We start from the raw sequence: 23,722 nt of genomic DNA, 5'->3' as shown, positions 1-23,722 counted from the left end.
GTACCTTGATAAAAGCGTCTCCGTTCTTGCTCGTATCTAGGATAGTCAAACGACTAAGCGGTTCACATAATTATATAATTAAGTTTCTGTAATAATTACCACTTTCAGGGTAGCGAAAACATCGCTGTGCACCTGAATACTAACATTATGGTTACCGGTCGTGCGCAGAACACCATTTAAACGTACTTCGCTTTTAGCGACGTTAACGCCAGCGGCAGTGATCGCACCAGCAATGTCGCGAGCGCCAATAGAGCCGAATAGCTTACCTTCGTCGCCTGCTTTAGACGTAATGATGACGCTGCCTAGTTGATTTATTTTCTCGGCGCGCGCTTCTGCCTCAGCCTGAAGTTCCGCTAACTTAGCTGTCAATGCAGCGCGTCGCGCTTCGAAACATTCCACGTTTTCCTTGGTAGCCAGCACAGCTTTACCTTTCGGTAACAGGAAGTTACGAGCATAACCTGACTTTACGTTAACTTGATCACCTAGCCTACCCAAGTTGGCAACTTTATCAAGTAGAATAACTTGCATTATCTTATCCTCTCAACGACTTAGAAGTTCTGTCGTCATAAAATAAAATTTTTAAGAACAGTTCATTAAACTTAAACTATGCGGTTCTTTTTGTTTTATAAAAAAGAACAACTAACACTTGTCTTGACCTTTTGACAACAGCTCTAACATTCATTGTGCATTGTGGCAATTGCGAGTAGTGGAAATTAGCAGTTTAATTTATAAACGCTAATGCGTTGATAAAGCCTCGTTCTGTTTTGTCTAGGCAATACAATACAATCAGTGTTTATTATGCCGATTATCCGAAGCCATCAAGCAGCCGATGCTGATCTTTAAATTCAATTATAATGACCACTGGCCATCAGCTTATCTAATACAACACGTTGAGCGGCAGATCTTGCCAAACCTGTTCTTGCCTCCAAAATCACTACGTAGCTATCGTATTGACGAAAATATTATAGCCCTATATCTTGTGAGCAAATTTTCTGGTATACACTGACCGATTACTGATGGCGATCAATGTACGGCAACAGAGAAAGATAGCGCGCATATTTGATTGCGCGAGTCAGCTGACGTTGATATTTGGCGCGAGTTCCGGTAATACGGCTCGGAACAATTTTACCACTTTCAGTGACATAGTTTTTTAACATAGCAATGTCTTTATAGTCGATCTCAAGAACCCCTTCCGCGGTAAAACGGCAGAACTTGCGACGACGGAAATAAAGTGCCATAGGGTTAGTCTCCAGAATTTATCAAATCAATCTGATCGGCATGTAGAACTATTTTGCTAAGGCCATTTCGCCCTTGATGACAACTGATAAAGCCTCGCGCAGTGATCTGCGTACCGACTGTTATATAACAAGTAATTTCGAGCATCTGTTTTCCACTGACCACCAGGGGGATGCGACACCATGCTTGACGTGAAAAACCGGCTTCTTGCCGCACAGAGCGGTGCTCAAGCACGAACTGACAATGCGGAACACCTGACGGGCTGACCTTTCTGATAGGTGTCTTGCATACGATACCTGACAATATCAAACAGTTCGCCGTTATCATCGATTACTCTTCAATATCTCCAGCATCAACATCTTCATTAGTTTCAGTAGCGAAATCTTCACGGTGTTCATGACGTTCATCTTTTGTTTTAACCATCGGAGATGGTTCAGTTACCGCGTGCTTAACACGCATAATCATGTTACGGATAACTGCGTCATTAAAGCGGAAAGCTATTTCCAGATCATCAATCACTTTTTTTGGTGCTTCTATGTTCATTAACACATAGTGTGCTTTGTGCAGCTTATTAATCGGGTAAGCTAGCTGACGACGTCCCCAGTCTTCCAGGCGATGAATTTGGCCTTTAGCATCAGTAATCAAAGCGCTGTAACGTTCAATCATGCTAGCAACCTGTTCGCTTTGATCAGGGTGAACTATAAAAACAATTTCGTAATGACGCATAGAGTTGCTCCTTACGGATTATTCAGCTTCCTGTCATGGTTAACACAGCCCATGGAAGCAAGGAGTATAAGTCGAAAAATGACGCACGATTTTACTTATCCGTTCGGCCAAAAACAAGGACCGTGATGGAGTATTTCTTATTGAAGTGATGTCGTCATGATATAAAATACTAATAATGGTATATTTAAGACTCACATTATGATCTAGTGCCAACTGATGCTCTTGTCGCGTATCGTTTATAATTTTGAAAGCAAATAGTTTACGAGCAAAACGTTTGAGATGAACGCGTCACTTCCAGTAAATATTGCTCTATCCACTAAGTGTATTTTGACAAGATTGTATAAATTGGCTAAACATCAGTAAAGTCATGTTATATGCTAAATGCACTGAACAATATTAATAATTTTTGTAGCATCTGTGGATTGAGTAAAAGTTTGTTTTTATGTGATTTTAAGCATAAAATGTACTAGTAGGGTGTCTATATTCTGTATAGTATCTAATTGCTTTTAGCATTAAGTCCGTCGGCGATTTGTTTAGGGTAATTGATATATATAAGAATCTTTAATACTCATACGGTATTTTTATATTCGAAATTATTCATTGCCATAGCGACGATAATCTGGCTGAACACCTCGACAACATAAATGCAGCGGAACGTTTTTGAACAGAGTTTACAAATGTAGCGTTGATCGCCCGATGCCGTATGACTATCACGTCGAATTTCATTGGCCTCCACTACAACAAAGATAAATAACATCAATAACAATATTTTCCATCTTGTAATGATAGACTTTAATACAAGGAGCGAGTGAATGCGCATCGGACATGGCTTTGACGTGCATAAATTTGGCCGCGCAGGCCCGCTGATCATCGGCGGCGTGTGTATCCCTTACCCACAAGGTTTGCTGTCGCATTCCGATGCTGACGTTGTCCTGCATGCTGTCACCGATGCCTTAGTTGGTGCTGCTGCGCTGGGCGATATTGGCACATTGTTTCCAGATACCGATCCGGTTTTCAAAGGAGCCGATAGTCGCGCATTATTGCGCACAACCTGGCGCCGGATCGCTTCTACAGGCTATCGTTTGGGTAATCTGGATATTACCATTATTGCCCAAGCACCAAAGATGGCGCCGCACATTCCGAAAATGCGCGTGAATATCTCAAAAGATCTTAATTGCTGTATAGATGACGTCAATGTCAAAGCGATTACTACTGAACTATTAGGCTTTATCGGTCGCGGTGAAGGCATTGCCTGCGAGGCGGTGGCGTTACTAGTCAGACTTCATGACTGACGGTCTGGACTATATTAGCTACCTTGGTTTACAGGCAAATCAGTTGTGACTGGTTTGATGAGAACTATGGCAGCATACAGGTATGAGAAACGTGCAGGGTTACTCGGACAGAGAAGGTGAATCAGTGTGGCATGGTTGTAAAATAATCTATTGATTATTCGCCTGGGCCCTGAAAGAAAAGAACAGTGGTTTTTGCATTCGGTAAACTCGGCCCCAACTGCGTGACATTCCAGTTTACGGTTGTACAATGTCTCCTGCTGTTTCAGCAGGTCTTTGGCAGTACCTAGGGATGTCACATTATAAGGAAAATTTATTAATGCAATTGTGTTGAATTTTGGAGTCTGTCACAGTCCAATATGTAAACTTAAAATTATAGTCATATCGACGACAGCTGAATGACAATGCTTCGCTTCATGGCACTTAGGAGTGCGTTCTAAAAGTAAAATCTCCGAACCTATTTGCGGAGCTTCTCTTTGGTAATGAAAACGGAAAAATTTATTAGGAAAGGAAGATAGGAGCCGTTTCTTTAAGCCATGAAAAACGATGACGAACGGAACTTCACTTTTGATTAAGTAGTTTTTTTATGTGTAAAGTCGCATGTTAAGCACAAATACTGGTGATTTTAACGTCAGTGAACCCTTGACGGTGGCCTTGATGTTTACGGAAGTGCTTACGGCGTCGAACTTTGACAATCATTACTTTATCACCGCGACCGTGAGCCATGACTTTTGCCGTGACCTTACCGCCGTTCACGAAAGGACTTCCGATCTGAATGCTTTCGCTACTAGCAATCAAGATAATTTGTTCAAATCTAACTGTTTCACCCGCTATGACATCTAGCTTTTCGAGACGAATGATTTGACCTTCGCTTACCCGATGTTGTTTACCACCACTTTGGAAAACAGCATACATAACAAACTCCGCTTTCCGCACGCTTAACTTATAATTGTTTGGAGCATGCTATAAATATTTACGAAAGAATTCGAATTATACACAAGATTTTCACTAAAGACAAGTGCAGAATTGCTTATTTCAAGCGGGAAAAGGCGCAGTTTCTTCATTGCCATTACTCTCTGATTTTAAGTATACTCAGAAGTAATTATTTATGTTATCCGATTCCATATATGACAAGATACTGAATAGATAAAGTCATGACTTAGATTTACTGATAGTAGTGTACAGTCATATTCTAGCAAACGATCTTTTCATGTATCTTTCCACCTGAAACATTTTCCCTACCAATGTATCGGTACCATCGGTACAGTCAGCGTATTGGCACAGGGCTTTTAAAAAAACACCGTTCGCTTGTGCGATAGCTCGACAAGATATGTCTTAATTCACATCGCGAAACGCTGAAACTATTATGTTGTTCGTAATATTAATCGTTATGCCTGGATATTCTTCTGCAACGTCAGTTTCCGAGCGTCCGCCGGCAACGAACTGTCACCCTTTACTAGGGTAATACTTTTGAGTCACATTGGGGATCGGGATTCGGTACTTAGTGGGGAAAATATTTTAGGAACTTTTCCTGAATAAATAATACTTATCTGGCGAGACTTATCGGACACCTTCGGAAACTTCAGAGCTCCGGCATCAGCTTCGGACGAAAGAAACGTAGGTGTATATGCTAGAAAAGGTGCGTTTTAAACAATAAGCAAGAACTGTCATTACAAGATGTGTCTGTAGCCAAGCGCGTGTTTCGATCGAAACCATATTCTTGTGTTCCTGATTTATCTTGGTTTAGTGAAAACCGCTTTTCCTTCTATGCTTGGTTTGTCAGAAGACACGAAGACAGGCTTATAGCTTCTATTGCCGCGTGACCGCCGTTTCAGGAAGGTTAATTCTTGTGTTGCGAAAGACGTTGATGATTATATTCTCAGCTTAAGTTCAACAATATTTTCTCAATGAACTCCAAATGGAGATGTGCTACCGCAATTTCCTGATGGCATTCACGGAGATGCTTGAAATCCTACTTGCTACCGCGTAGCACATTAATAGGTGTCATTCCTTCAAGAAAAGATCTATTTTCATAGGTATCTTGCGATTCAAAATGCTTCGTTAATACTTCAAGTCAGCAGCTCACTAAAGCGTTTCATAAATTACTTTGCACAAACATCCCTTCAACCTGTCTGCTCAGCAGCAGACCTGTAGTTTTTAATTGACGGATGGTCTCCTTCATAAAAAGGAGAAATATTTCAACTGTTATTCTATGAGATCCAATAACTTTAATTTAAAATATCAATAGTTTATAGTATATAATGTGAAAGTAAAAATATTTACCTGATATTAAACAACAGCACATTGTCAATTATAAAGTGTTCGGCGTGCAGTCTAGCATCGATATTATTCCGTATCATAAAATGCATTCATTTTTTTCTAGTGTGAGCGAGTAAACTAATGCAACAAAAGTAAAGGTAGGCTATGTAATAATGAATAATCATAGAGTATTAAAGCCATTTAATAGCTTTTCTATTGATGTGCGCGCACGGCGCGTAATCACAGCGCATACGAAAACCAAGCTGTTCAAGCTATGGCGTCAAGCTGCAGATAACGCTACACCGGCACTGGTGTTAGGTAGTGGTAGTAATGTGTTATTTTTAGAAAATTATGTTGGCACCGTATTGCTAAATCGGATTGAAGGTCTAACAATCGAAGAGCATCCTGACGCTTGGCATTTACACGTCAGTGCCGGAGAAATGTGGCATGACCTAGTGCGTACTTGTCTTGAACAAGATATGCCTGGTTTAGAAAATTTAGCACTTATCCCCGGTTGCGTTGGTGCTGCGCCGATTCAGAATATTGGCGCTTATGGCGTCGAACTGCGTCAGTTTTGTAACTATGTCGATGTGTTGCAGTTAGTAAACGGCACTTTACTTCGCTTGAATGCAACTGAATGTCAATTTGGTTACCGAGATAGTGTCTTTAAGCACGTGTTGCGCGAACGCTACGCCATTGTTGCTGTTGGTCTTCGTCTTGCCAAAGCCTGGCAACCGGTGTTGACTTATGGTGATTTAGCTCGCCTGAATCCGCAGCGAGTTACTCCTCGGTTGATTTATGATATGGTTTGCACGATGCGTCGCACGAAAATTCCTGACCCTATTTTTCAGGGCAACGCCGGTAGTTTTTTTAAAAATCCGGTTGTTGATGCATTAAAAGCAACACAACTTCTAAGCCGCTATCCTGATGCTCCTCACTATCCTCAGTCGGAAGGCAGAGTGAAACTAGCAGCAGGTTGGCTAATCGATCGATGTGGACTTAAAGGCTATCGTCTTGGCAATGCAGCAGTACATGATAAACAGGCGCTGGTTTTAGTCAACGTTAATAATGCGACTGGCGAGGATATTTCCGCGCTAGCGCGTTATGTACGTCAACAGGTTGCAAAACGGTTTGGGGTCTGGCTAGAGCCAGAAGTGCGTTTTATTGGTGCCTTTGGCGAGGTGAATGCGGTGAAAGCAATAACATAAAAGACATGACTATTCAACTGTCGTGTGTGCATTGGTCGATTCAGCAACATAATACCAAGATTTTTACCTTTACATTATTGTGATGATATTCCACCAGTGTATTCGACTATCTTTATCCATTTATTTTTTCTTAAAAAGAAAATACTAGCATTTATGTATTTACTATTTTGCGTTAGATAGTTGAATAAACTACGATAAGTATTTTACTATAACGACAACAGTCAAAAATGTCCGATTTAACTTCGCCCGTACATCGATTCTTCTGAGAGCCGTGTATATACTCTGTTTGTTGGATGAACGTGATTAGACCTGGCTAGCTGGACTAATCTTGACAGATAAACGAGCAACATCATGGCGCGTTAGAAAGTTTCAAGGTTATCCGAATACTACGGTTACTAATCAATATTTAATTGAGCGTCTTGCGCAATAAAGCTGAGTGATGTCTGCTCAGCGGGAAAAGCGTCACATCTACTGGCCACGTAGCGATATCTCTCCGTCCAAATAAGCATGCAGTGTGCCTTCTTGCTCCAATAGCAAGACCCCTTGTGCATCAATGCCACGCGAAATCCCTTTAATTTCCTGCTCTTCAGTAAGTAATTTTACAGGTCGGCCAAAAAAGTTGTCCAGTGCCTGCCATCGGGAGACAAACGGTGCGAGCCCATTGCGCTCAAATTGTTGCAACGCCTGTCGCAACGTGTCAGTTAATTCGGTGGCTAGTGTGTTACGGTCGATGGTGATACCTGCTGCCTGTAAGTTAATCCACTCTTGGTCGATTTTACCCACTGTGCTTTCGCGCATCGCCAAATTGATTCCAGCGCCTATAACGACATGAGCGACGTCACTAACCTTGCCGGAAAGTTCCACTAGGATCCCAGCCAATTTTCGGTCGTTTAGGTAGAGATCGTTCGGCCATTTTACGCGAACCTCTTCTGCGCCAAGGCGTTGCAATACTTCTGCTATGACAATGCCAACCATCAGACTAAGACCTCCTGCTGCCGCCAGCCCTTTCTCAAAACGCCAATATAATGACAAATACAAATTATTACCGAACGTCGACACCCACTGCCGACCTCGTCTACCGCGCCCTTGTGTTTGATATTCTGCTACGCAGGCATCGCCAGGTTTTGTAGTACCAATACGTCCGATTAAATACTGATTCGTGGAATCAATTACCGATAGCACTGCTAGTCGACTAGCTGGTAGGCGCGCGTGGATGACGCTTTCGTCCAGTAATTGCAACGGCGCATATAAACGATAGCCTTTTCCAGGCGCCGTGAAAACTTCCACACCCCAATAGCGAATTGTTTGAAGGTGTTTGTTGATAGCAGTACGGCTCATTCCTAGTATTGCACCGAATTGTTTACTGGAATGGTACTCGCCGTCGGCCAACAAACTAATTAGTTTAAGGGGGATTGTTATGTTTCTCATGTTATTCATTGCATTTACCTTGCCTAAGACGCTAATAAACTGTACTGTAGGTTTTAGCCAGATTCCAAATTGTTCTGCAACTTGTTAACACACATAGCACGCTAGCGCGGAAATTAACAACATAGTGATTTTTGTAGAGAAGCTGTATCTCTTGTTTTTATCTTATTTGATGATTTTACTATCACAGCCTCGATTAGCTAGCAAATAGGCTACAGTAAATTTTTTTGAGAAAATTTGGAACAACTCTAGCAACAGTACTAGATCTTAAAATTACTCTGATTGACATATCATGTGCATCCGATATGCTATATCTACTTCTCAGTAAAATTTTCAAGAATCTGTGTTAATGCGCATTCAAGAGTGTGCATCCCTACTATGCGACGTTGCCCTATTTACTTTTCCTACCAGGCGCAAGAGTTTTCTAGTAACGATCGGAAATATTGTGTCGATGATATTTATCTAAAACCGTATCATTATGATAAGTAATTTAACCAAACCTAGGAGGTGTCTTTGCGAGTCAAAGATAGGCACTGGTTATAATTTTCAAGAAAAACAAATGTGATAAATTACCTATTCTGATATGATGCTGGATGAATTTATTGCATGGTTATATATCGTCCAACACGACGGGTTGAATCTCGATCTGTGGCATTTATGCATTTCTGAGTTTAAAATATAAATACGGGGTCATGTTCTTATGCGTTCATAAACGTCAAACAACCAGAGAAAATTATCTTTAATTACTTATACACGACCATTTTATCTGCTTGACAGAAGGTAATGAATGACACGCAGCATGAAGCTCCACGCTTTACTTTAGTAAATTTTTAAAGGCTCTAGAATAATCTAGAGGCTAATTCCAAATACTTTTCAACTACTCATTAGAAAATAACATTCATTGTTACTGATGCATACGTATGACTAGAAAAGCACATTGCTCTGTGAGCTGGGCTAGTTTGCGTGCTCACGAATAAAAAGAATTCTCTCCTTTGTTGACGCCCTGCTGTAGTTCGTAATGGCACGATAACCTACGACACGTCGCAGAAAAGGCTAAATTAAGTGGTGATGCGCCTTGGATAAGGAACTTAGGAACGGTTCAGTCTCCTTATTAAAATGACAATATTGGCAATTTTCCGGTTATATAGCTCGTCAACTGGTATGACCTTATATTCGTTATCGAAGATGATACTGTTGCCAATATCGGGAATGCGGATATTGGCCCCGGGAGGGTATGAATGTCTTGTTCGATATCATTGACGGTTTGCCCACACAAAAGCTGTCGCTATATGATGTAATATGTGTTGGCTGTGTGCTCTATAAGCACACCACCGTTTACTATCTAGTGCCGGAAAATGCGCGCGATAATGTTATCCATAGATTCGTTTCCAGTATTGTATCCATTTGTTAATCTTTAATTTTCTACATAGAAACCAGACATGGAAGAACGTGTAATATCCTTGCGGCATGAGACGGCAAACGTCGCACTGGGCGCTGCGGTGGCCGCAGCTTGTCAGCAAGCATCCGTGATTTACCTTTACGGCGATCTCGGCACTGGGAAAACCACATTTTGCCGTGGTTTTCTGCGCGCGTTAGGATACGCTGGGAACGTAAAAAGTCCAACTTATACTCTGATCGAGGCTTACGTGTTGTTGCACTGGACAGTATATCATTTTGACCTTTATCGTCTGGCAGATCCTGAGGAGCTTGAGTTTATTGGAGTGCGGGACTATTTTGATGACACCGCCCTGTGTTTGGTGGAATGGCCACAACGAGGGGAGGGTATTTTGCCAAAAGCGGATATCGTGCTAACGCTGCAGTATCAAGACGACGGCAGGCAAGCGATAGCGCAAGCCTTAAGCGTCATCGGCGAGCAAATTTTGGTCCGTTTGGCGCCGGCACTGTTACAAGGTACACTTTCATGATGCTAAAATTCAGGATCATGCTAGCAGTGTTAGTGGTGTCTTTAACGATGGAGCAGGCAGTGGCGAAGACTGCGACACTCGGTGATATCAACGTTGCGAATAACGCCAGCCAAGCAACTGTAACACTCGGGTTTAACCGACAACCAGTATATGCCTTTTTCTCGTTGCATAATCCTGAACGGATAGTGATAGATTTTCACAAAAGTGGCCCGGCCCAGGGATTGCCCATTGAGTTTAGCGACAAGAATGTCATTAAACGCATTCGTACTAGTACGCCAGTCGATAAGCAGAGTTTACGTCTGGTTTTCGAGTTGACTCACCAATCCTGCGCACAGGTTACAACACGGAAAGTCAGAGGGCGTTATAATGTTATTCTAACTATAAACAGCCAGAAATCGGCTGCTGTTATATCTAGAATACCGACATCTCGCGGTTGGTTGTCGTTGAGTGCCGAGCCAGTAGTAGTAGCTATCGACGCTGGCCATGGTGGTCAGGATCCAGGAGCGACGGGTCCAAACGGTCTGCATGAGAAACATGTGACTATCGCCATCGCCCGAAAACTGAAAACGTTACTCGACATGGACGCCATGTTTAAATCGGCATTGACTCGTGATAGTGATGAGTTTATTTCAGTAATTGGCCGCTCTGATGTCGCACGTAAGAAGGGCGCTAATGTGCTAGTTTCCATTCACGCGGATGCTGTGCCGAATCGTAGCGCCAGCGGGGCTTCAGTATGGGTTCTCTCCAACCGGCGAGCTAATAGTGAAATGGCACATTGGTTAGAGCAGCATGAGAAACAGTCTGAGCTGCTTGGTGGCGCAGGCGATTTGCTTGCCAACAGCCAATCGGATCCTTATTTTAGTCAAGTAGTGTTAGATCTTCAGTTCGGCCACTCACAACGGGTAGGGTATGGCATTGCAGTAAAGGTGTTGGATCAATTGCAGCAGGTAGGTGCATTGCATAAGCATCGTCCGGAACACGCAAGTCTCGGCGTCCTACGGTCGCCGGATGTTCCATCGCTACTAGTAGAAACTGGGTTTATTAGTAATGCCCGTGAGGAACGATTACTCGGCAGCAGAGTATACCAGGATAAGGTCGCTAACGCTTTGTATCTAGGCTTACGCGCGTATTTTCTGGCGCATCCACTGCAAACCGTCCCAAAAATTGAAAACCCGCCGAAGAACATTAACGTCGATGTCAATGCAAGGGTCACTCAGGTCGCCGCCGGTTGTCATATCGTTAAACGTGGTGAGACCCTATTTTCTATCTCCCGCCAGTACGGGCTAAACATAGCAGCGATGCGGACGCTGAATGCGCTGAAAAAAGACAATATTTGGATAGGACAGCGGCTGCGTATTCCCGCCAGAAGCAATTTTCAGAACAAGGCGTTACCCAAAATTGCGCCACGTCGGCATCGAGTCGTACGTGGCGATACGTTGACCGCAATTGCCATACGTTATGGGGTGTCCACCGGTGCCGTTAAACGAGCAAATCATATGATGTCCAATAACGTTATGCTAGGACAGATGTTAACTATACCGCTTGTTTAAGCCCCAAAGGCCATTGATACAAATATTGCCGCACAACTTGTTAATGAAATCGCTGCCAGTGAATTAGTAGAACGTCTAGCGTCGGTTCTAAAGGAGTTTGTCGAAAATAATTTTGTCGCCAGTGCGACATTCAAATTGATGTTGAACGCGGTGGTACTAGGTGCACCAGTATCCTGGGATTGAGCTTGTATTAGCGCTAGCCAGACACGCAGTTAACAAAATTGCTAGTCTGGACGACCTCGAAACTATTACTAGTATGGGTTTTCGCGGAGAGGCGCTGGTCAGTATTAGGCGTATTATGCCTAACGTTGACCTCGCGTACTAATGCACAAAGCGAGGTCTGGCAATCATATTCCGATGGTTGCGGTTTAGAGATTACATTGAAACCTGCAGCTCATCTAGCGGGAACGACGGTGGAGGTGTTAGATCTATTCTATAACACGCCAACCCGACGCAAGTTTATACGTACCGAAAAAACCGAATTTACTCATATTGATGAAATTATCAACTGTGTTGCACTGTCACGATCCAACGCGACGTTTATTTTACAGTGCAACGGAAAATAGTTCGCCAATACAAAGCAATTAGTCAGAACGGCCAGTATTTGCACGGGTCAGGTTTGCTATGCGGATCAGCTTTCATTGAGCAGGTCCTTAGTGTTTCCTGGCAGCATGGCGATTTAGCTATTCATGGCTGAGTATCAACTCCGTCGAGAAAAGCATTGTCCGAGATGCAATACAGTTATGTTAATCGTCGTACGATACGCGATAAATTAATCAATCACGTCATCCGGCGTATCAGGAACAGCTGGCAGAAATGCAACAGACGGAATTTGTAGTTTTTCTTAACGTAGCGCCTCATCAGGTCGATATTAATGTCCATCCTGCTAAGCACGAAGTGCGGTTTCACAAAGCACGGTTGGTACATGATTTTATTTATCAGGCGGCAATGACTGTTCTGCGGCAAAGCACGGCTTCTGGCCTGATGAGTGAGGGAAGGCCGCTGACGCGTACACTATCACCGGTGGATCTTGCTGCATCAAAGCAGCTGCTTTCAGCAGATACCAGCGCTGAGGCGGAGCGACGAAGGAAAAGATCAGAGGGGATGTGAGTGAAAAAACAAGGTTATCGCGTCAGTATAATAATGTTTACGGTAGCCAGGCATACCGGCTACGTATGCAGACAGTGGCGTTTCAGCAAGGAGCACAAACAATGCAGTGGATATACTCACTAAGCGTCGGCCGGAAAAGACTACCAGGTCGTCTTCTCATGAGATCTCTTCTTCTGACGACACGGGACACGCTGGGGCAAGTCAGGCTCATCATGGACAAAGTGAAAAGGCTCAATTATCTCTGAGTCGTGAAATTGACTCAATCGACGTTACGTCGACAAAACGGAACAAGAGCGTCAACTCTGTTGAAGCAGATACCGAAAATGCCTACCTGCGCATTGGCCCTTGTAGCGGTTGCTGTCACGTCAACGCTAAAGAGAACGCGTCGTGAAAAATCCGCATAGGCGGAGTGTTGACCTTAGTACCGCCTTGCTACGCGCCGATGAAATCGGCAAGCACTCTTGCATTACTCTCTTTGTCGATTGCTGAACATTGCCTGACTGAACGCTAACTAATATTAAAAAGTGAGACGCTACGAGTTCAGTCTCTGCTGATGCTATTACGTATAACACTGCACGATGCGGAGATTGTAGCATTGAAACGTCATCAACCGCTCTTACAGACAATGGGTATTGTGCTACGACACATTTACATCATGCGATATTAAATGTGGTACTTTTATCATTACAATGCCAGAATTTACAAAATTTGATTCCAAACCTGTTAAGATACCTGGAAGTAAAACGTTAGTAACTTATCACCACTTTATTGTCTGGCTTGCTCGTTGGTTTCAGCGCGAGTCAGTCGCCTAGAGTCATTCTCAGGCCATGCAATTACTTTCCGAGTTGGAGCGATTGTGTCCGAAATTGGTGTAAGCACAACTATACGAACTTCTGATAATATTAAATTTTAAGGTCACCTTAAAGCTCTGAACAATGAATAAGCCGACATTTTCTAGCCGGCCCCAAGCCATTTTTCTTATGGGACCAACCGCTTCTGGCAAAACCGCGCTAGCGATAGTGTCGCATCAACATCTGCCAGTAGAGATCATCAGCGTCGATTCTGCATTGATCTATCGCGGTATGGATATCGGCACGGCGAAGCCTAGCGCCAACGAGCTAGCGCGGGTGCCACATCGCCTAATAAATATCCGCGATCCGTCGGAAGTTTATTCAGCGGAGGATTTTCGCCTTGATGCGCTTAAGGCAATGAAAGAGATTACCAACGCTGGTCGTATACCATTGCTGGTAGGCGGGACCATGCTTTATTTCAAGGTGCTGCTGGAAGGACTCTCTCCCTTGCCCTCAGCAGATCCTGAAGTACGTGCTCATATTGAGCGCGAAGCGGAAACAGTAGGATGGCAGGCGTTGCACCGAAAATTACAACAGATTGATCCGATTGCAGCAAATCGCATTCATCCTAATGATCTGCAGAGACTGTCACGGGCACTAGAAGTCTTTTTCATTTCAGGTCACACTCTAACGGAACTAATGAAAATTTCAGGTGAAACATTGAAGTATCTGGTGCATCAATTCGCCATCGCACCCCTTGACCGTGCTTTGCTGAATCAGCGTATTACGCAGCGCTTTCATCAGATGTTAGTCGCTGGCTTCGAACACGAGGTTAGTGCGCTTTTTAAGCGAAATGATCTTCATAAGGATATGCCATCTATGCGTTGCGTCGGCTACCGACAGATGTGGTCGTATTTAGCCAATAGAACCGATTATGATGACATGGTGTTTAGTGGAATTTCTGCGACACGGCACCTTGCCAAGCGCCAAATGACTTGGCTTCGAAGGTGGTGCAATATTCATTGGCTGGATAGCAATGCACCCGCTGCTTCTCTCGATAGGATTTTACAGGTTGTTAGAAGTTATCGTCAAAAGATAAAATACCCGATATACTTAAGATCTAGATTGTGATTAAAATTCATCCCATCAGGATGATAAGTGATTCAATCCAAACTAAGATATACGCCACTTTTATTTTTGTACCAAAAAGAATAACTCATGTCTGTTTTAACTCGTAACGACAGCCCTTAGCGCCTAGATTAGGTGATGTGTGCAATTGACGGTACTGAACGTACTTTTTACAACGATTATTTTGTTTAGAAATACATGGTTCTTCTTATAAACAAGAAGCGCATAAGGAAACGACAGAATGGCGAAGGGGCAATCTTTGCAAGACCCGTTTTTAAACGCATTGCGTCGGGAACGTGTTCCGGTTTCTATTTATTTGGTAAACGGTATTAAATTACAGGGCCAAATTGAATCTTTTGATCAATTTGTCATTTTATTGAAAAGCACTGTCAGTCAGATGGTTTACAAACATGCTATTTCTACTGTTGTACCGGCTCGCCCTGTATCACATTATAATAACAATCCAAGTGGCGGTTCCAGTAGTTATCATCATAGCAGCGCCTCTGCTTTTCAACCGTCTCAGCCGGTAAGTGAGAACTTCGAATGAAGCAACATTTTTTTGCTTCTTGCTCATTTCATAGCGCTTTAGCATATAGTGTAGTTATAACTCGTATGAGATGTTGTACGCTTGTCTGACTGTTAAGAGATCGGTTTGTCGAACAAACAGGCGTGTACTACAGGAATAGCATTCCTGTATGCCGTGATCGGCAATCAAAAGATGTCGTATCCAAAATATCAGTGAGTAAAAAAGAAAAGATCGCAGAGATCGTTAAAAGTTTAACTTTCTGTCTAGGGGTGTAATCCTACACACTTTGTAAGTGCCGTGATCGATCGTACAGGATTAAGCCTCGATGTGTTACCAGGTTCAGCATGCACATGAGAGTAATACTGCAAGGAGATCTGGCTCAACCGCATCATCTTGTCACATGTTTTATACGTAGCTAAACGTATCTTGAGTGGAAGAAAGCACTCGGGGTTACGCAAGCTTGAGACTAACCCGTATGGTTGCGTAACCGACTAGATACTTTTCTTAGTTGAAGAATACTAATGGAAGTAAAGTGGAGCTAAAATTATGGCATGGAATAAGCCTGGTAATCACGGACATGACCGTGATCCGTGGGGAAATAGCGATCATAAAGACAACATTGACGGCAATGACAATAAAGGTGGACATGAACAAAGCTCGCTCGATCTAGATGATATCTACCATAAATTCAGCCGCAAACTGGGCGAGTTTGGTAAAAAAGGCAGCAACGGCACGCCAAGCAGAAGCGGTCATTATATCGGTCTAGTAGTCGCGGTCATCATAGCCGTTTGGGCGGGCAGTGGCTTTTATACAATCAAGGAAGCGGAACGCGGCGTAGTGTTGCGTTTCGGGAAATTTGACCATCTTGTTCAGCCAGGCCTGAACTGGAAACCAGTTTTCATCGACACCGTAACTACGGTCAATGTGGAGTCGGTACGGGAGCTAGCGGCCTCAGGTGTAATGTTAACTGCTGATGAAAATGTTGTACGAGTAGAAATGAACGTGCAATACCGCGTGACCGACCCTAAGCTCTATCTATTCAGTGTAACCAGCGCCGATGAAAGCCTGCGACAGGCCACTGACAGCGCCTTACGAGGCGTTATCGGTAAATATACTATGGATCGTATTCTAACTGAAGGCCGCACTGTGGTGCGCAGTGACACTCAGCACGTTCTGGAAGATACTATTCAGCCATATAACATGGGCATTACTCTTCTGGACGTTAACTTCCAGGCCGCCAGGCCACCGGAAGAGGTAAAGGCGGCGTTTGATGACGCTATTGCTGCGCGGGAAAATGAACAGCAATATATTCGTGAAGCCGAAGCGTACTCAAACGAAGTCCAGCCTCGTGCTAACGGTCAGGCGCAGCGTATCCTTGAAGAAGGACGCGCATATAAAGCCCGTACGGTGATGGAAGCGCAGGGGGAAGTCCAGCGGTTCGCCAAAGTACTTCCGGAATATAAAGTAGCTCCGGGAATGACCCGTGAACGTATGTATATTGATTCCATGGAGCGCATGCTGAGTAAAACTTGCAAAATTTTAGTCAATAACAAGGACAGCAATAATTTGATGGTACTGCCGCTTGACCAGATGTTGCGCAACGCGTCAACCGGCAATACTAAGACTAGCTTGGGCGACGATACCCTTAATTTGCCGCAGTTGCCTTCTGGCATCTCCGGCGGTACCGCGACCACACCTGCTGTAGGTAGCAACGTCAGTGGAACAATCATAGATCAACGACATGCCAATGTACAACGTACTGATACCACGCGCGAAAGGAGAGAATAACGGATGCGTAAGCCTTTATTTCTTATTATGGTCGTAACTTTGGTGGTGATGTGTGCGTCACTGTTTGTTGTGAAGGAAGGCCAACGTGGTATTGTTTTGCGATTTGGCAAAGTACTTCGCGACGACGATAAAAAGCCGTTGATTTACAATCCAGGTCTACACATAAAAATACCGTTTATCGAAACAGTAAAAAATCTTGATGCACGCATTCAGACGATGGAAAACCAGGCAGATCGTTTTGTCACCATGGAAAAGAAAGACCTTATTGTCGATTCCTATATTAAATGGCGTATTAGCGATTTCAGCCGTTATTATCTAGCGACCGGTGGCGGTGATGTGTCTCAGGCGGAAGTATTGTTGAAACGGAAGTTTTCCGATCGTCTACGTTCGGAGCTTGGTCGGTTAGATGTCAAAGGGATTGTCACTGATTCCCGAAATCGTCTGATGACTGATGTGCGCGAAGCACTAAACAACGGAACGTCTGGTAGCGATGAAGAGTTGCAAACAAACACTGCTGATAACGCTATCGCTTCCGTCGTCGCGCGGGTGGAGCGTGAGACCAACGGCGGCCCTCAGCCATCGGTGAATCCTAATAGTATGGCAGCACTGGGAATCAAAGTAGTTGACGTACGTATCAAACAAATCAACTTGCCAACGGAAGTGTCCGACGCTATTTATCAGCGTATGCGCGCCGAACGTGAAGCCGTCGCTCGTCGCCACCGTTCACAAGGCTTGGAAGAAGCCGAAAAGCTACGCGCAGCAGCGGATTACAAAGTAACTCGAACGTTGTCTGAAGCTAAGCGTCAAGCTTTGATTATCCGAGGTGAAGCGGATGCGGAAACCACTAAGCTGTACGCCGATGCGTTCAACAAAGACCCAGCATTTTATGCTTTTATTCGTAGTCTGCGTGCATATGAGAATAGTTTCAATAATAATGATATGATAGTGTTGAGTCCGGAAAGTGATTTTTTCCGCTTCATGAAATCGCCAAAAGGTACTACTAGATAGGCTTTTGCGTCGATTCGCCATCTGCATCACCTATAAGAAGCACTGAAAATCGTGGAATGCGGATGGTAGAATCCATTTTTAAGGAATCTGGTGAAATAAAGAGATGCGTTATCGTACTGGGCGCTCAATGGGGTGACAAAGTAAAGGTAAGGTTGTTAACCTGCTGACTGAACTGGCTAAAATATGTTGTACGCGATCAAAGTGGCCATAATAAGGTGGCCATAATGCTGATCGCACTTTAGTTATTAACGGTCATCCTGCGTGAAACGTTATCAGCGTTATCGCCAACAGCGTTCTTTTGTCACCAGAAGAGTTAATGAAAGAAATAAGTGAGCTAGAGGTACAGGGGATTCTAGTACGTAGACGTATGATAATATCCGAGTCGTGCCTTTTAATTCTTGCCTGTCATTTTCCTGATAAGTTAAAAGAAATTATGCACTACTACAGCTTTCAGCTAATACATTATTAGGCCAATTCGGTAGATTACAAAACGGTACTGGTAGCATCCTGATGATATCCGACGTAATGCCGTAAACGCTGAAGGTAAGGTAAGGTGCTCAGGACACGCTGCTTGATATCGATCAAGGCACCTATCCTTACGTCACCTCATCGAATACCACAGCCAACACTGTCGCACTGGATTGTTGGTGCAGGTCAACTCACTTCCCGGTTTTTGCCTCACTAAATTTGACGTGCTTGACGGTCTGCAGGAAGTGCAGGTATGCATCGCTTATTGCTTACCTGATGGTTTCACGATGACAAATACGCCGCTGGCGAAAACTGGAAAGAGCCTACGAAGACGTTCAATAAGCCTCCCGAAGCAGGTCATCAAGTGTATCGAAGATCGTATCGACCGGGCCTAACCGAAGTGAAACCATGATTTCACACGACCCGTTTGACGCCTGATGCGTTAAAATACACAAAATAGCTTATCTTGCCATTACCGCGCATGTCCTCATTTATACTCAACAAGTCTTATAACTTATTGTGTATGTTCCCTTTTTATCGATACAGTTAACTCCGCTAGAGTTTGGTGAGGTTGTAAAGTCGGCGTGTTACGCGCTGTCTAGTAGTGTGGGATATAAGGTTGATATTTGCCATTACAAACAGGCGTTGCCGTAGGCGCCCATAATAGTTTTGCATTACTTCGAGCCTTGTTTGCATTATTGTCTAACCGCCGCGCCACATAGATGTGCGCGTACCTACTGGCAGCACGGCAACCTGTTTGACATTATGATGGAGGTAACACGATGTCACAAGATCCTTTTCTAGAAAAAGAGATAGAGAAATACGTATTCTCGATTCCCAGCCGAGAATTTATCCTCACTTGCTTAGCTAAGCGGGGAAAGCCCACTAGCCGAGAGGAATTAGCACAAGAGTTGAACATCAGCAGCAAAAACCAACTAGAAGGTTTACGTCGACGCCTGCGCGCCATGGAGCGGGATGGACAATTGATTTTTACCAGGCGCCAGTGTTATGCGCTCCCAAAACGCCTGGATTTATTGCGCGGCACAGTCATCGGTCATCGTGACGGGTTTGGTTTTTTGCGTATCGAAGGCAGCAAGGATGACTATTATTTGTCTTCTGAACAGATGAAAATGGCTATTCACGGCGATGTAGTCATGGCGCAGCCTCAGAGTGTAGACCGTAAAGGCCGTCGAGAAGCCCGCATTGTACAAGTAATAGTACCGAAAACCAACCAGATCGTCGGCCGTTTTTTCACCGATGCAGACAACGCATTTGTTGTGCCGGATGACAGTCGCCTCAGTTTCGATATTCTGATTCCACCAGAAGAAACCAAGAACGCCTGTATGGGGAGCGTGGTAATGGTGGAATTGACGCAGCGCCCGACTCGGCGTACTAAAGCCACAGGTAAGGTGGTAGAAGTGCTCGGCGATAATATGGGTACCGGTATGGCGGTAGATATTGCGTTGCGTACGCACGATATTCCCTATGTTTGGCCGCCAGAAGTCGAACAGCAGCTTGCGAATTTACAAGAAGAAGTACCGGAAGAAGCCAAGCGTGGGCGTGTCGATTTACGTGCACTACCGCTGGTAACCATTGACGACGAGGATGCACGTGATTTCGACGATGCTGTATACTGCGAGAAAAAACGCAGTGGGGGTTGGCGATTATGGGTGGCAATCGCTGATGTCAGCTATTACGTCCGCCCGAATACACCGCTCGATCAGGAAGCTAGCTGGCGTGCCACCTCAGTGTATTTTCCTTCACAGGTGATCCCAATGCTTCCAGAAGTGCTGTCCAACGGATTATGTTCGTTAAATCCACATGTAGACAGGTTATGCATAGTCTGCGAGATGGCCATTTCTGCTCAGGGACGCCTTTCATGTTATAAATTTTATGAAGCGGTAATGCACTCTCATGCTCGTCTCACCTATAACAAGGTTTGGCAGACACTGCAGGGGCAGCAGGAATTGCGCACCCAATACGCGCCGTTCGTCAAGTCTTTGACGCAATTACATGAAATGTATCAAATGCTAGAGCAGGCCAGAGTTCAGCGCGGCGGGATCTTTTTTGAAACTGAGGAGGCCAAGTTCATTTTTAACACAAAGCACCGTATTGAACGTATCGAAGCGGTAAAGCGCAATGATGCTCATAAACTGCTCGAAGAGTGCATGATCTTGGCGAATATTGCCGCGGCACGTTTTGTTGAAAAGTACAAAGAACCAGCGCTTTATCGTGTACATGATAGGCCAAGTAAGGACCACATCACATCGTTGCGCACGGTATTGGGCAAGCTAGGACTGACTCTTGGCGGCGGCGATAAACCTGCACCGAAGGATTATGCTGATATGATGAATCTGGTTGCGAGCTGGCCGGATCACGAAATGCTGCAAACCATACTGTTGCGATCAATGAAACAGGCGATTTACGATCCAGAAAACCGCGGCCATTTCGGGTTAGCTCTACAAACCTATGCTCATTTTACTTCGCCGATTCGGCGTTATCCGGATCTGGCGTTGCATCGGGCAATTAAATATCTGCTTAGCCAGCAAACCGGTGAAATTAACGGCCGCGCTACCCCGACCGGCGGTTGGCATTTTGAGTTAAAAGATATGTTGCGATTGGGCCAGCAATGTTCGCTGAATGAGCGTCGTGCCGATGAAGCAAGCCGCGATGTGGCAGATTGGTTGAAGTGTGATTTTATACAGGATCATATTGGTGAGGTGTTTAGCGGACTTATCACCAGTGTAGCTACTTTTGGTTTTTTCGTACGTCTTGATAAACTGTTTATCGATGGTCTTGTGCACATTTCATCATTGAATAATGACTATTATCGTTATGACAATATCAGCCAGAAGTTGATAGGGGAGTCTAGCGGTAGAGTGTACCAGCTCGGCGATACTGTCAGTATTCGAGTCGAAGCCGTACATATGGACGATCGAAAAATTGATTTTTCTTTAATTTCTAGCTGTCGTCAGTCGCGAGGCGTAGGCAAAACGATTCGACAACGTCAGCGTCAGCAGCAGACGATCTACGGCGGCAACGAAGGCAAACTATCACAACGTCACCGTAGTGATAAACAGCTCGCTAATTTAAAGCATAATAGTGCATCTCGACCAACGGAGAGATAAGAAACGAAGGTAACAAGCCCGAAGATGGACACTGTAGGCGGAATAAACAAATCGAAGACGATCCCCAGCAGTCTCGACGGCGGAAGCGCGCTAAAAAGGTAACGAAAAATTAATCGTTAAAGAAGCATTTTCTTAATAAACCGCCCAAGGACAGAGCATTACGCCGTTCAGAAAGTTGAGTGTCGATAAGTGCTATTAACTAATATAGCAAATGAATTAGCTAAATCTATTAACGATGAAAGACGATCATGAGTGAAATTATTTACGGAATTCATGCTATACAAGCTTTGCTGGAGTGTGATCATCGGCGTTTCTTAGATGTGTATCTTCTCAAAGGACGTGATGACCGTCGTTTGCAGTCGCTAGTTCAGCGATTGGAAAGTGCGGATATCGCTATTCAGATGGTGAGTCGCCAGTGGCTGAACGAGAAAGTGAAAGGTGCCGTTCATCAAGGCATCGTCGCCCGCGTGCGGGAAGTGTGGCAATGCCAAGAAAGCAATCTCCCGGCGTTTCTGAAGCAACAAGTTGCACCTTTTCTACTAGTGCTTGATGGCGTTACCGATCCACATAATCTAGGCGCATGCCTACGCTGCGCTGATGCCGCCGGAGTGCATGCGGTGATCGTACCGCGTGATCGCACAGCGCCGCTTAACGCTACCGCTAAAAAAGTGGCTAGCGGCGCTGGGGAAACTGTGCCACTCATCCGCGTGATCAATCTAGCGCGTACGCAGCGTCTGCTGCAAGAACATAATGTCCGGATAGTTGGCACTGTCGGTGAAGCAGATCATCATATTTATCAAAGTAAATTAACTGGGTCGTTGGCAATAGTCATGGGCTCAGAAGGTGATGGCATGCGTCACCTGACGCGAAAATACTGCGATGAGCTTATCAGCATTCCCATGGCAGGCACGGTTTCGTCACTCAATGTGTCGGTTGCTGCTGGAGTGTGTCTGTTTGAAGCTGTGAGGCAACGCCTGTGTCTACAGAAAGAATCGCCTCGCTGTGTGCCAGGCGTTGAGAGTCAGCGCTTTAGAGATCATTAGGGTTTGCTAGTAACGTATTTGAGTTCGTCTGCCTGTCGATAAAAGGCCACAGTGCTTTCCCAGCCTACATCGATACGTAGTGTATGCGTGATGGTGAACGCAGACCTCATAGTTAAGATACATTAGGGGTGCTGGTGGCAACACCTTCGACTATGCGAAGGTTTTGGTCAAGTTTTGAATGCAGTTAGAATGCTTCCAAAACAGCTTTCAGATCTTGAGCATCTCCTCTTTTAGTGATATTAGTCACTTTAGGTAGTAAACATGCAGATGCCGCAAATCCTTGTCGTTGAAAATGAGTTGGTCATTTGTAATATCCTTAAAAGGATTTTTGAAGATAAGGCTATATAGTTTATGCAGCTACCGACGACGCGTAGATGCACTGAGTGCTGTTGGAACATGATATTAATTCACTTATCATAGATATTAACCTACCGGGTAAAAATGGCTTGTTACTAGCAAGAAAGTTTCGTAAACTTACCAGCGTCGCCTTAATGTTTCTTACCTGCCGCAATAACGAAGTGGATAAAATCTTTGGACTGGAAATTGGAGCCGACGGATTATATTACCAAACCGTTCAACCTGCGTGAACCTACTATCCGTGTGCTTAACCTACTATTTCGCACTATGTCTCTGAACGTTACTCTTGAAAACTAGTAGAAAGTTACCAATTTAACGGTTGGTATCTCTATATTAATAAGCCGTTTTTTCTGAGTCTTAAAGGCGAGAGCTACAAATTGCCCCGCAGCGAATTTCGCGCTATGCTGCACTTTTGAGAAAATACAGGCACATACGCAAGTATCTTGAATTTACACCAGATACGCCGAAAATAGACACTATTGAGGAAGATTATTGTTTCTGCGACGATTTGAAAGAGTCAGTGCACAAATCTATACAACAAAAAAGAGGCTTAAGAACAACATTCTCTAATGAGAGAGAGCTTTCAAGCGCTTTTTTGGATAGAAGTATATGAGTGACATATGTTTGCATTATTGTTGCTGATTGACCTCTAGTCGCTGGCTTGGCACAAGCGACGCATAACATAATCTCGGCGCATTTCTCGCAGTATAATAGAATCTACTTTGAGCTTTACTCTAACTATAAACCGGCGAAAACT

17 protein-coding genes and 4 pseudogenes are annotated in these 23,722 nt (G+C 44.2%); 15 read left to right on the top strand and 6 right to left on the bottom strand.

The genetic code is table 11. From position 1 onward, the window contains the following. Positions 1-78 precede the first annotated feature (78 nt). From rplI to rpsF, 4 genes are all read right to left on the bottom strand, one after another. Positions 79-528 carry a 50S ribosomal protein L9 gene (gene rplI, locus A4A68_RS01060; protein WP_067565592.1) on the bottom strand — a complete coding sequence of 150 codons (450 nt, stop codon included), beginning with the start codon at positions 526-528 and terminating at the stop codon, positions 79-81. A 482-nt stretch (positions 529-1,010) separates the two neighbouring features. Beyond that, positions 1,011-1,238 (bottom strand): 30S ribosomal protein S18, encoded by a 228-nt coding sequence (gene rpsR / locus A4A68_RS01055; protein WP_067565589.1) that lies wholly within the window; start codon positions 1,236-1,238, stop codon positions 1,011-1,013. Positions 1,239-1,242: 4 nt separating this feature from the next. Beyond that, positions 1,243-1,563, bottom strand: a complete 321-nt coding sequence (priB, locus tag A4A68_RS01050) for a primosomal replication protein N (RefSeq protein ID WP_102135076.1) — start codon at positions 1,561-1,563, stop codon at positions 1,243-1,245. 3 nt (positions 1,564-1,566) lie between these two features. Then, complete coding sequence (rpsF, locus tag A4A68_RS01045) at positions 1,567-1,962, bottom strand: 30S ribosomal protein S6 (protein WP_067565585.1); 396 nt, start codon at positions 1,960-1,962, stop codon at positions 1,567-1,569. 812 nt (positions 1,963-2,774) lie between these two features. On the opposite strand from rpsF, the gene ispF reads away from it, so the two are divergent. Further along, positions 2,775-3,254: a 2-C-methyl-D-erythritol 2,4-cyclodiphosphate synthase gene (gene ispF / locus A4A68_RS01035; protein WP_067565579.1), complete on the top strand. Its 480-nt coding sequence runs from the start codon at positions 2,775-2,777 to the stop codon at positions 3,252-3,254. A gap of 600 nt (positions 3,255-3,854) precedes the next feature. On the opposite strand, the gene rplU is transcribed toward ispF, so the two are convergent. Continuing rightward, the gene (gene rplU / locus A4A68_RS01030; RefSeq protein WP_067565576.1) at positions 3,855-4,166 is read right to left on the bottom strand and encodes a 50S ribosomal protein L21; all 312 of its coding nucleotides are present in this window, start codon (positions 4,164-4,166) and stop codon (positions 3,855-3,857) included. Positions 4,167-5,683: 1,517 nt separating this feature from the next. Here rplU and murB point away from each other — a divergent pair. After that, the gene (murB, locus tag A4A68_RS01025) at positions 5,684-6,718 is read left to right on the top strand and encodes a UDP-N-acetylmuramate dehydrogenase (RefSeq protein WP_067565573.1); all 1,035 of its coding nucleotides are present in this window, start codon (positions 5,684-5,686) and stop codon (positions 6,716-6,718) included. Positions 6,719-7,186: 468 nt separating this feature from the next. Here murB and birA read toward each other — a convergent pair whose 3' ends face one another. Further along, positions 7,187-8,146 carry a bifunctional biotin--[acetyl-CoA-carboxylase] ligase/biotin operon repressor BirA gene (gene birA / locus A4A68_RS01020; RefSeq protein ID WP_067566522.1) on the bottom strand — a complete coding sequence of 320 codons (960 nt, stop codon included), beginning with the start codon at positions 8,144-8,146 and terminating at the stop codon, positions 7,187-7,189. A 1,436-nt stretch (positions 8,147-9,582) separates the two neighbouring features. Between birA and tsaE the strand changes: the two genes are divergently transcribed. From tsaE to A4A68_RS03170, 13 genes and pseudogenes are all read left to right on the top strand, one after another. Continuing rightward, entirely contained in the window at positions 9,583-10,068 is a 486-nt protein-coding gene (gene tsaE, locus A4A68_RS01015; RefSeq protein ID WP_067565570.1) for a tRNA (adenosine(37)-N6)-threonylcarbamoyltransferase complex ATPase subunit type 1 TsaE, read from the top strand. After that, positions 10,065-11,618: an N-acetylmuramoyl-L-alanine amidase gene (locus A4A68_RS01010; RefSeq protein ID WP_067565567.1), complete on the top strand. Its 1,554-nt coding sequence runs from the start codon at positions 10,065-10,067 to the stop codon at positions 11,616-11,618. The genes tsaE and A4A68_RS01010 overlap by 4 nt, the downstream gene beginning before the upstream one ends. 13 nt (positions 11,619-11,631) lie before the next feature. After that, positions 11,632-12,602: pseudogene (gene mutL / locus A4A68_RS03180) on the top strand (DNA mismatch repair endonuclease MutL); the annotation flags it as partial. Positions 12,603-12,834: 232 nt separating this feature from the next. Further along, on the top strand, positions 12,835-13,119 hold the full coding sequence (locus A4A68_RS03460; RefSeq protein ID WP_158648171.1) for a hypothetical protein: 285 nt from the start codon (positions 12,835-12,837) through the stop codon (positions 13,117-13,119). Between the two features lie 544 nt (positions 13,120-13,663). Continuing rightward, positions 13,664-14,650, top strand: a complete 987-nt coding sequence (gene miaA / locus A4A68_RS00990; RefSeq protein ID WP_067565556.1) for a tRNA (adenosine(37)-N6)-dimethylallyltransferase MiaA — start codon at positions 13,664-13,666, stop codon at positions 14,648-14,650. 238 nt (positions 14,651-14,888) lie between these two features. Continuing rightward, positions 14,889-15,194, top strand: coding sequence for an RNA chaperone Hfq (hfq, locus tag A4A68_RS00985; protein ID WP_067565553.1), 306 nt, complete (start codon positions 14,889-14,891; stop codon positions 15,192-15,194). Between the two features lie 525 nt (positions 15,195-15,719). Then, positions 15,720-16,961 (top strand): FtsH protease activity modulator HflK, encoded by a 1,242-nt coding sequence (hflK, locus tag A4A68_RS00980; protein WP_067565549.1) that lies wholly within the window; start codon positions 15,720-15,722, stop codon positions 16,959-16,961. A gap of 3 nt (positions 16,962-16,964) precedes the next feature. Next, positions 16,965-17,969, top strand: a complete 1,005-nt coding sequence (hflC, locus tag A4A68_RS00975) for a protease modulator HflC (RefSeq protein WP_067565546.1) — start codon at positions 16,965-16,967, stop codon at positions 17,967-17,969. A gap of 62 nt (positions 17,970-18,031) precedes the next feature. Beyond that, positions 18,032-18,435: pseudogene (locus A4A68_RS03855) on the top strand (adenylosuccinate synthetase); the annotation flags it as partial. A gap of 86 nt (positions 18,436-18,521) precedes the next feature. Then, positions 18,522-18,875 (top strand): annotated as a pseudogene (locus A4A68_RS03850) (adenylosuccinate synthetase); the annotation flags it as partial. A gap of 344 nt (positions 18,876-19,219) precedes the next feature. After that, on the top strand, positions 19,220-21,565 hold the full coding sequence (rnr, locus tag A4A68_RS00970; RefSeq protein ID WP_067565543.1) for a ribonuclease R: 2,346 nt from the start codon (positions 19,220-19,222) through the stop codon (positions 21,563-21,565). Between the two features lie 248 nt (positions 21,566-21,813). Beyond that, entirely contained in the window at positions 21,814-22,608 is a 795-nt protein-coding gene (gene rlmB, locus A4A68_RS00965) for a 23S rRNA (guanosine(2251)-2'-O)-methyltransferase RlmB (protein WP_082800144.1), read from the top strand. A 261-nt stretch (positions 22,609-22,869) separates the two neighbouring features. Beyond that, a pseudogene (locus A4A68_RS03170) lies at positions 22,870-23,578 on the top strand (response regulator). Positions 23,579-23,722 lie beyond the last annotated feature (144 nt).

Source organism: Candidatus Doolittlea endobia, from assembly GCF_900039485.1.
GTDB lineage: Bacteria > Pseudomonadota > Gammaproteobacteria > Enterobacterales > Enterobacteriaceae > Doolittlea > Doolittlea endobia.
This window is presented reverse-complemented; position numbering and strand designations above follow the sequence as displayed.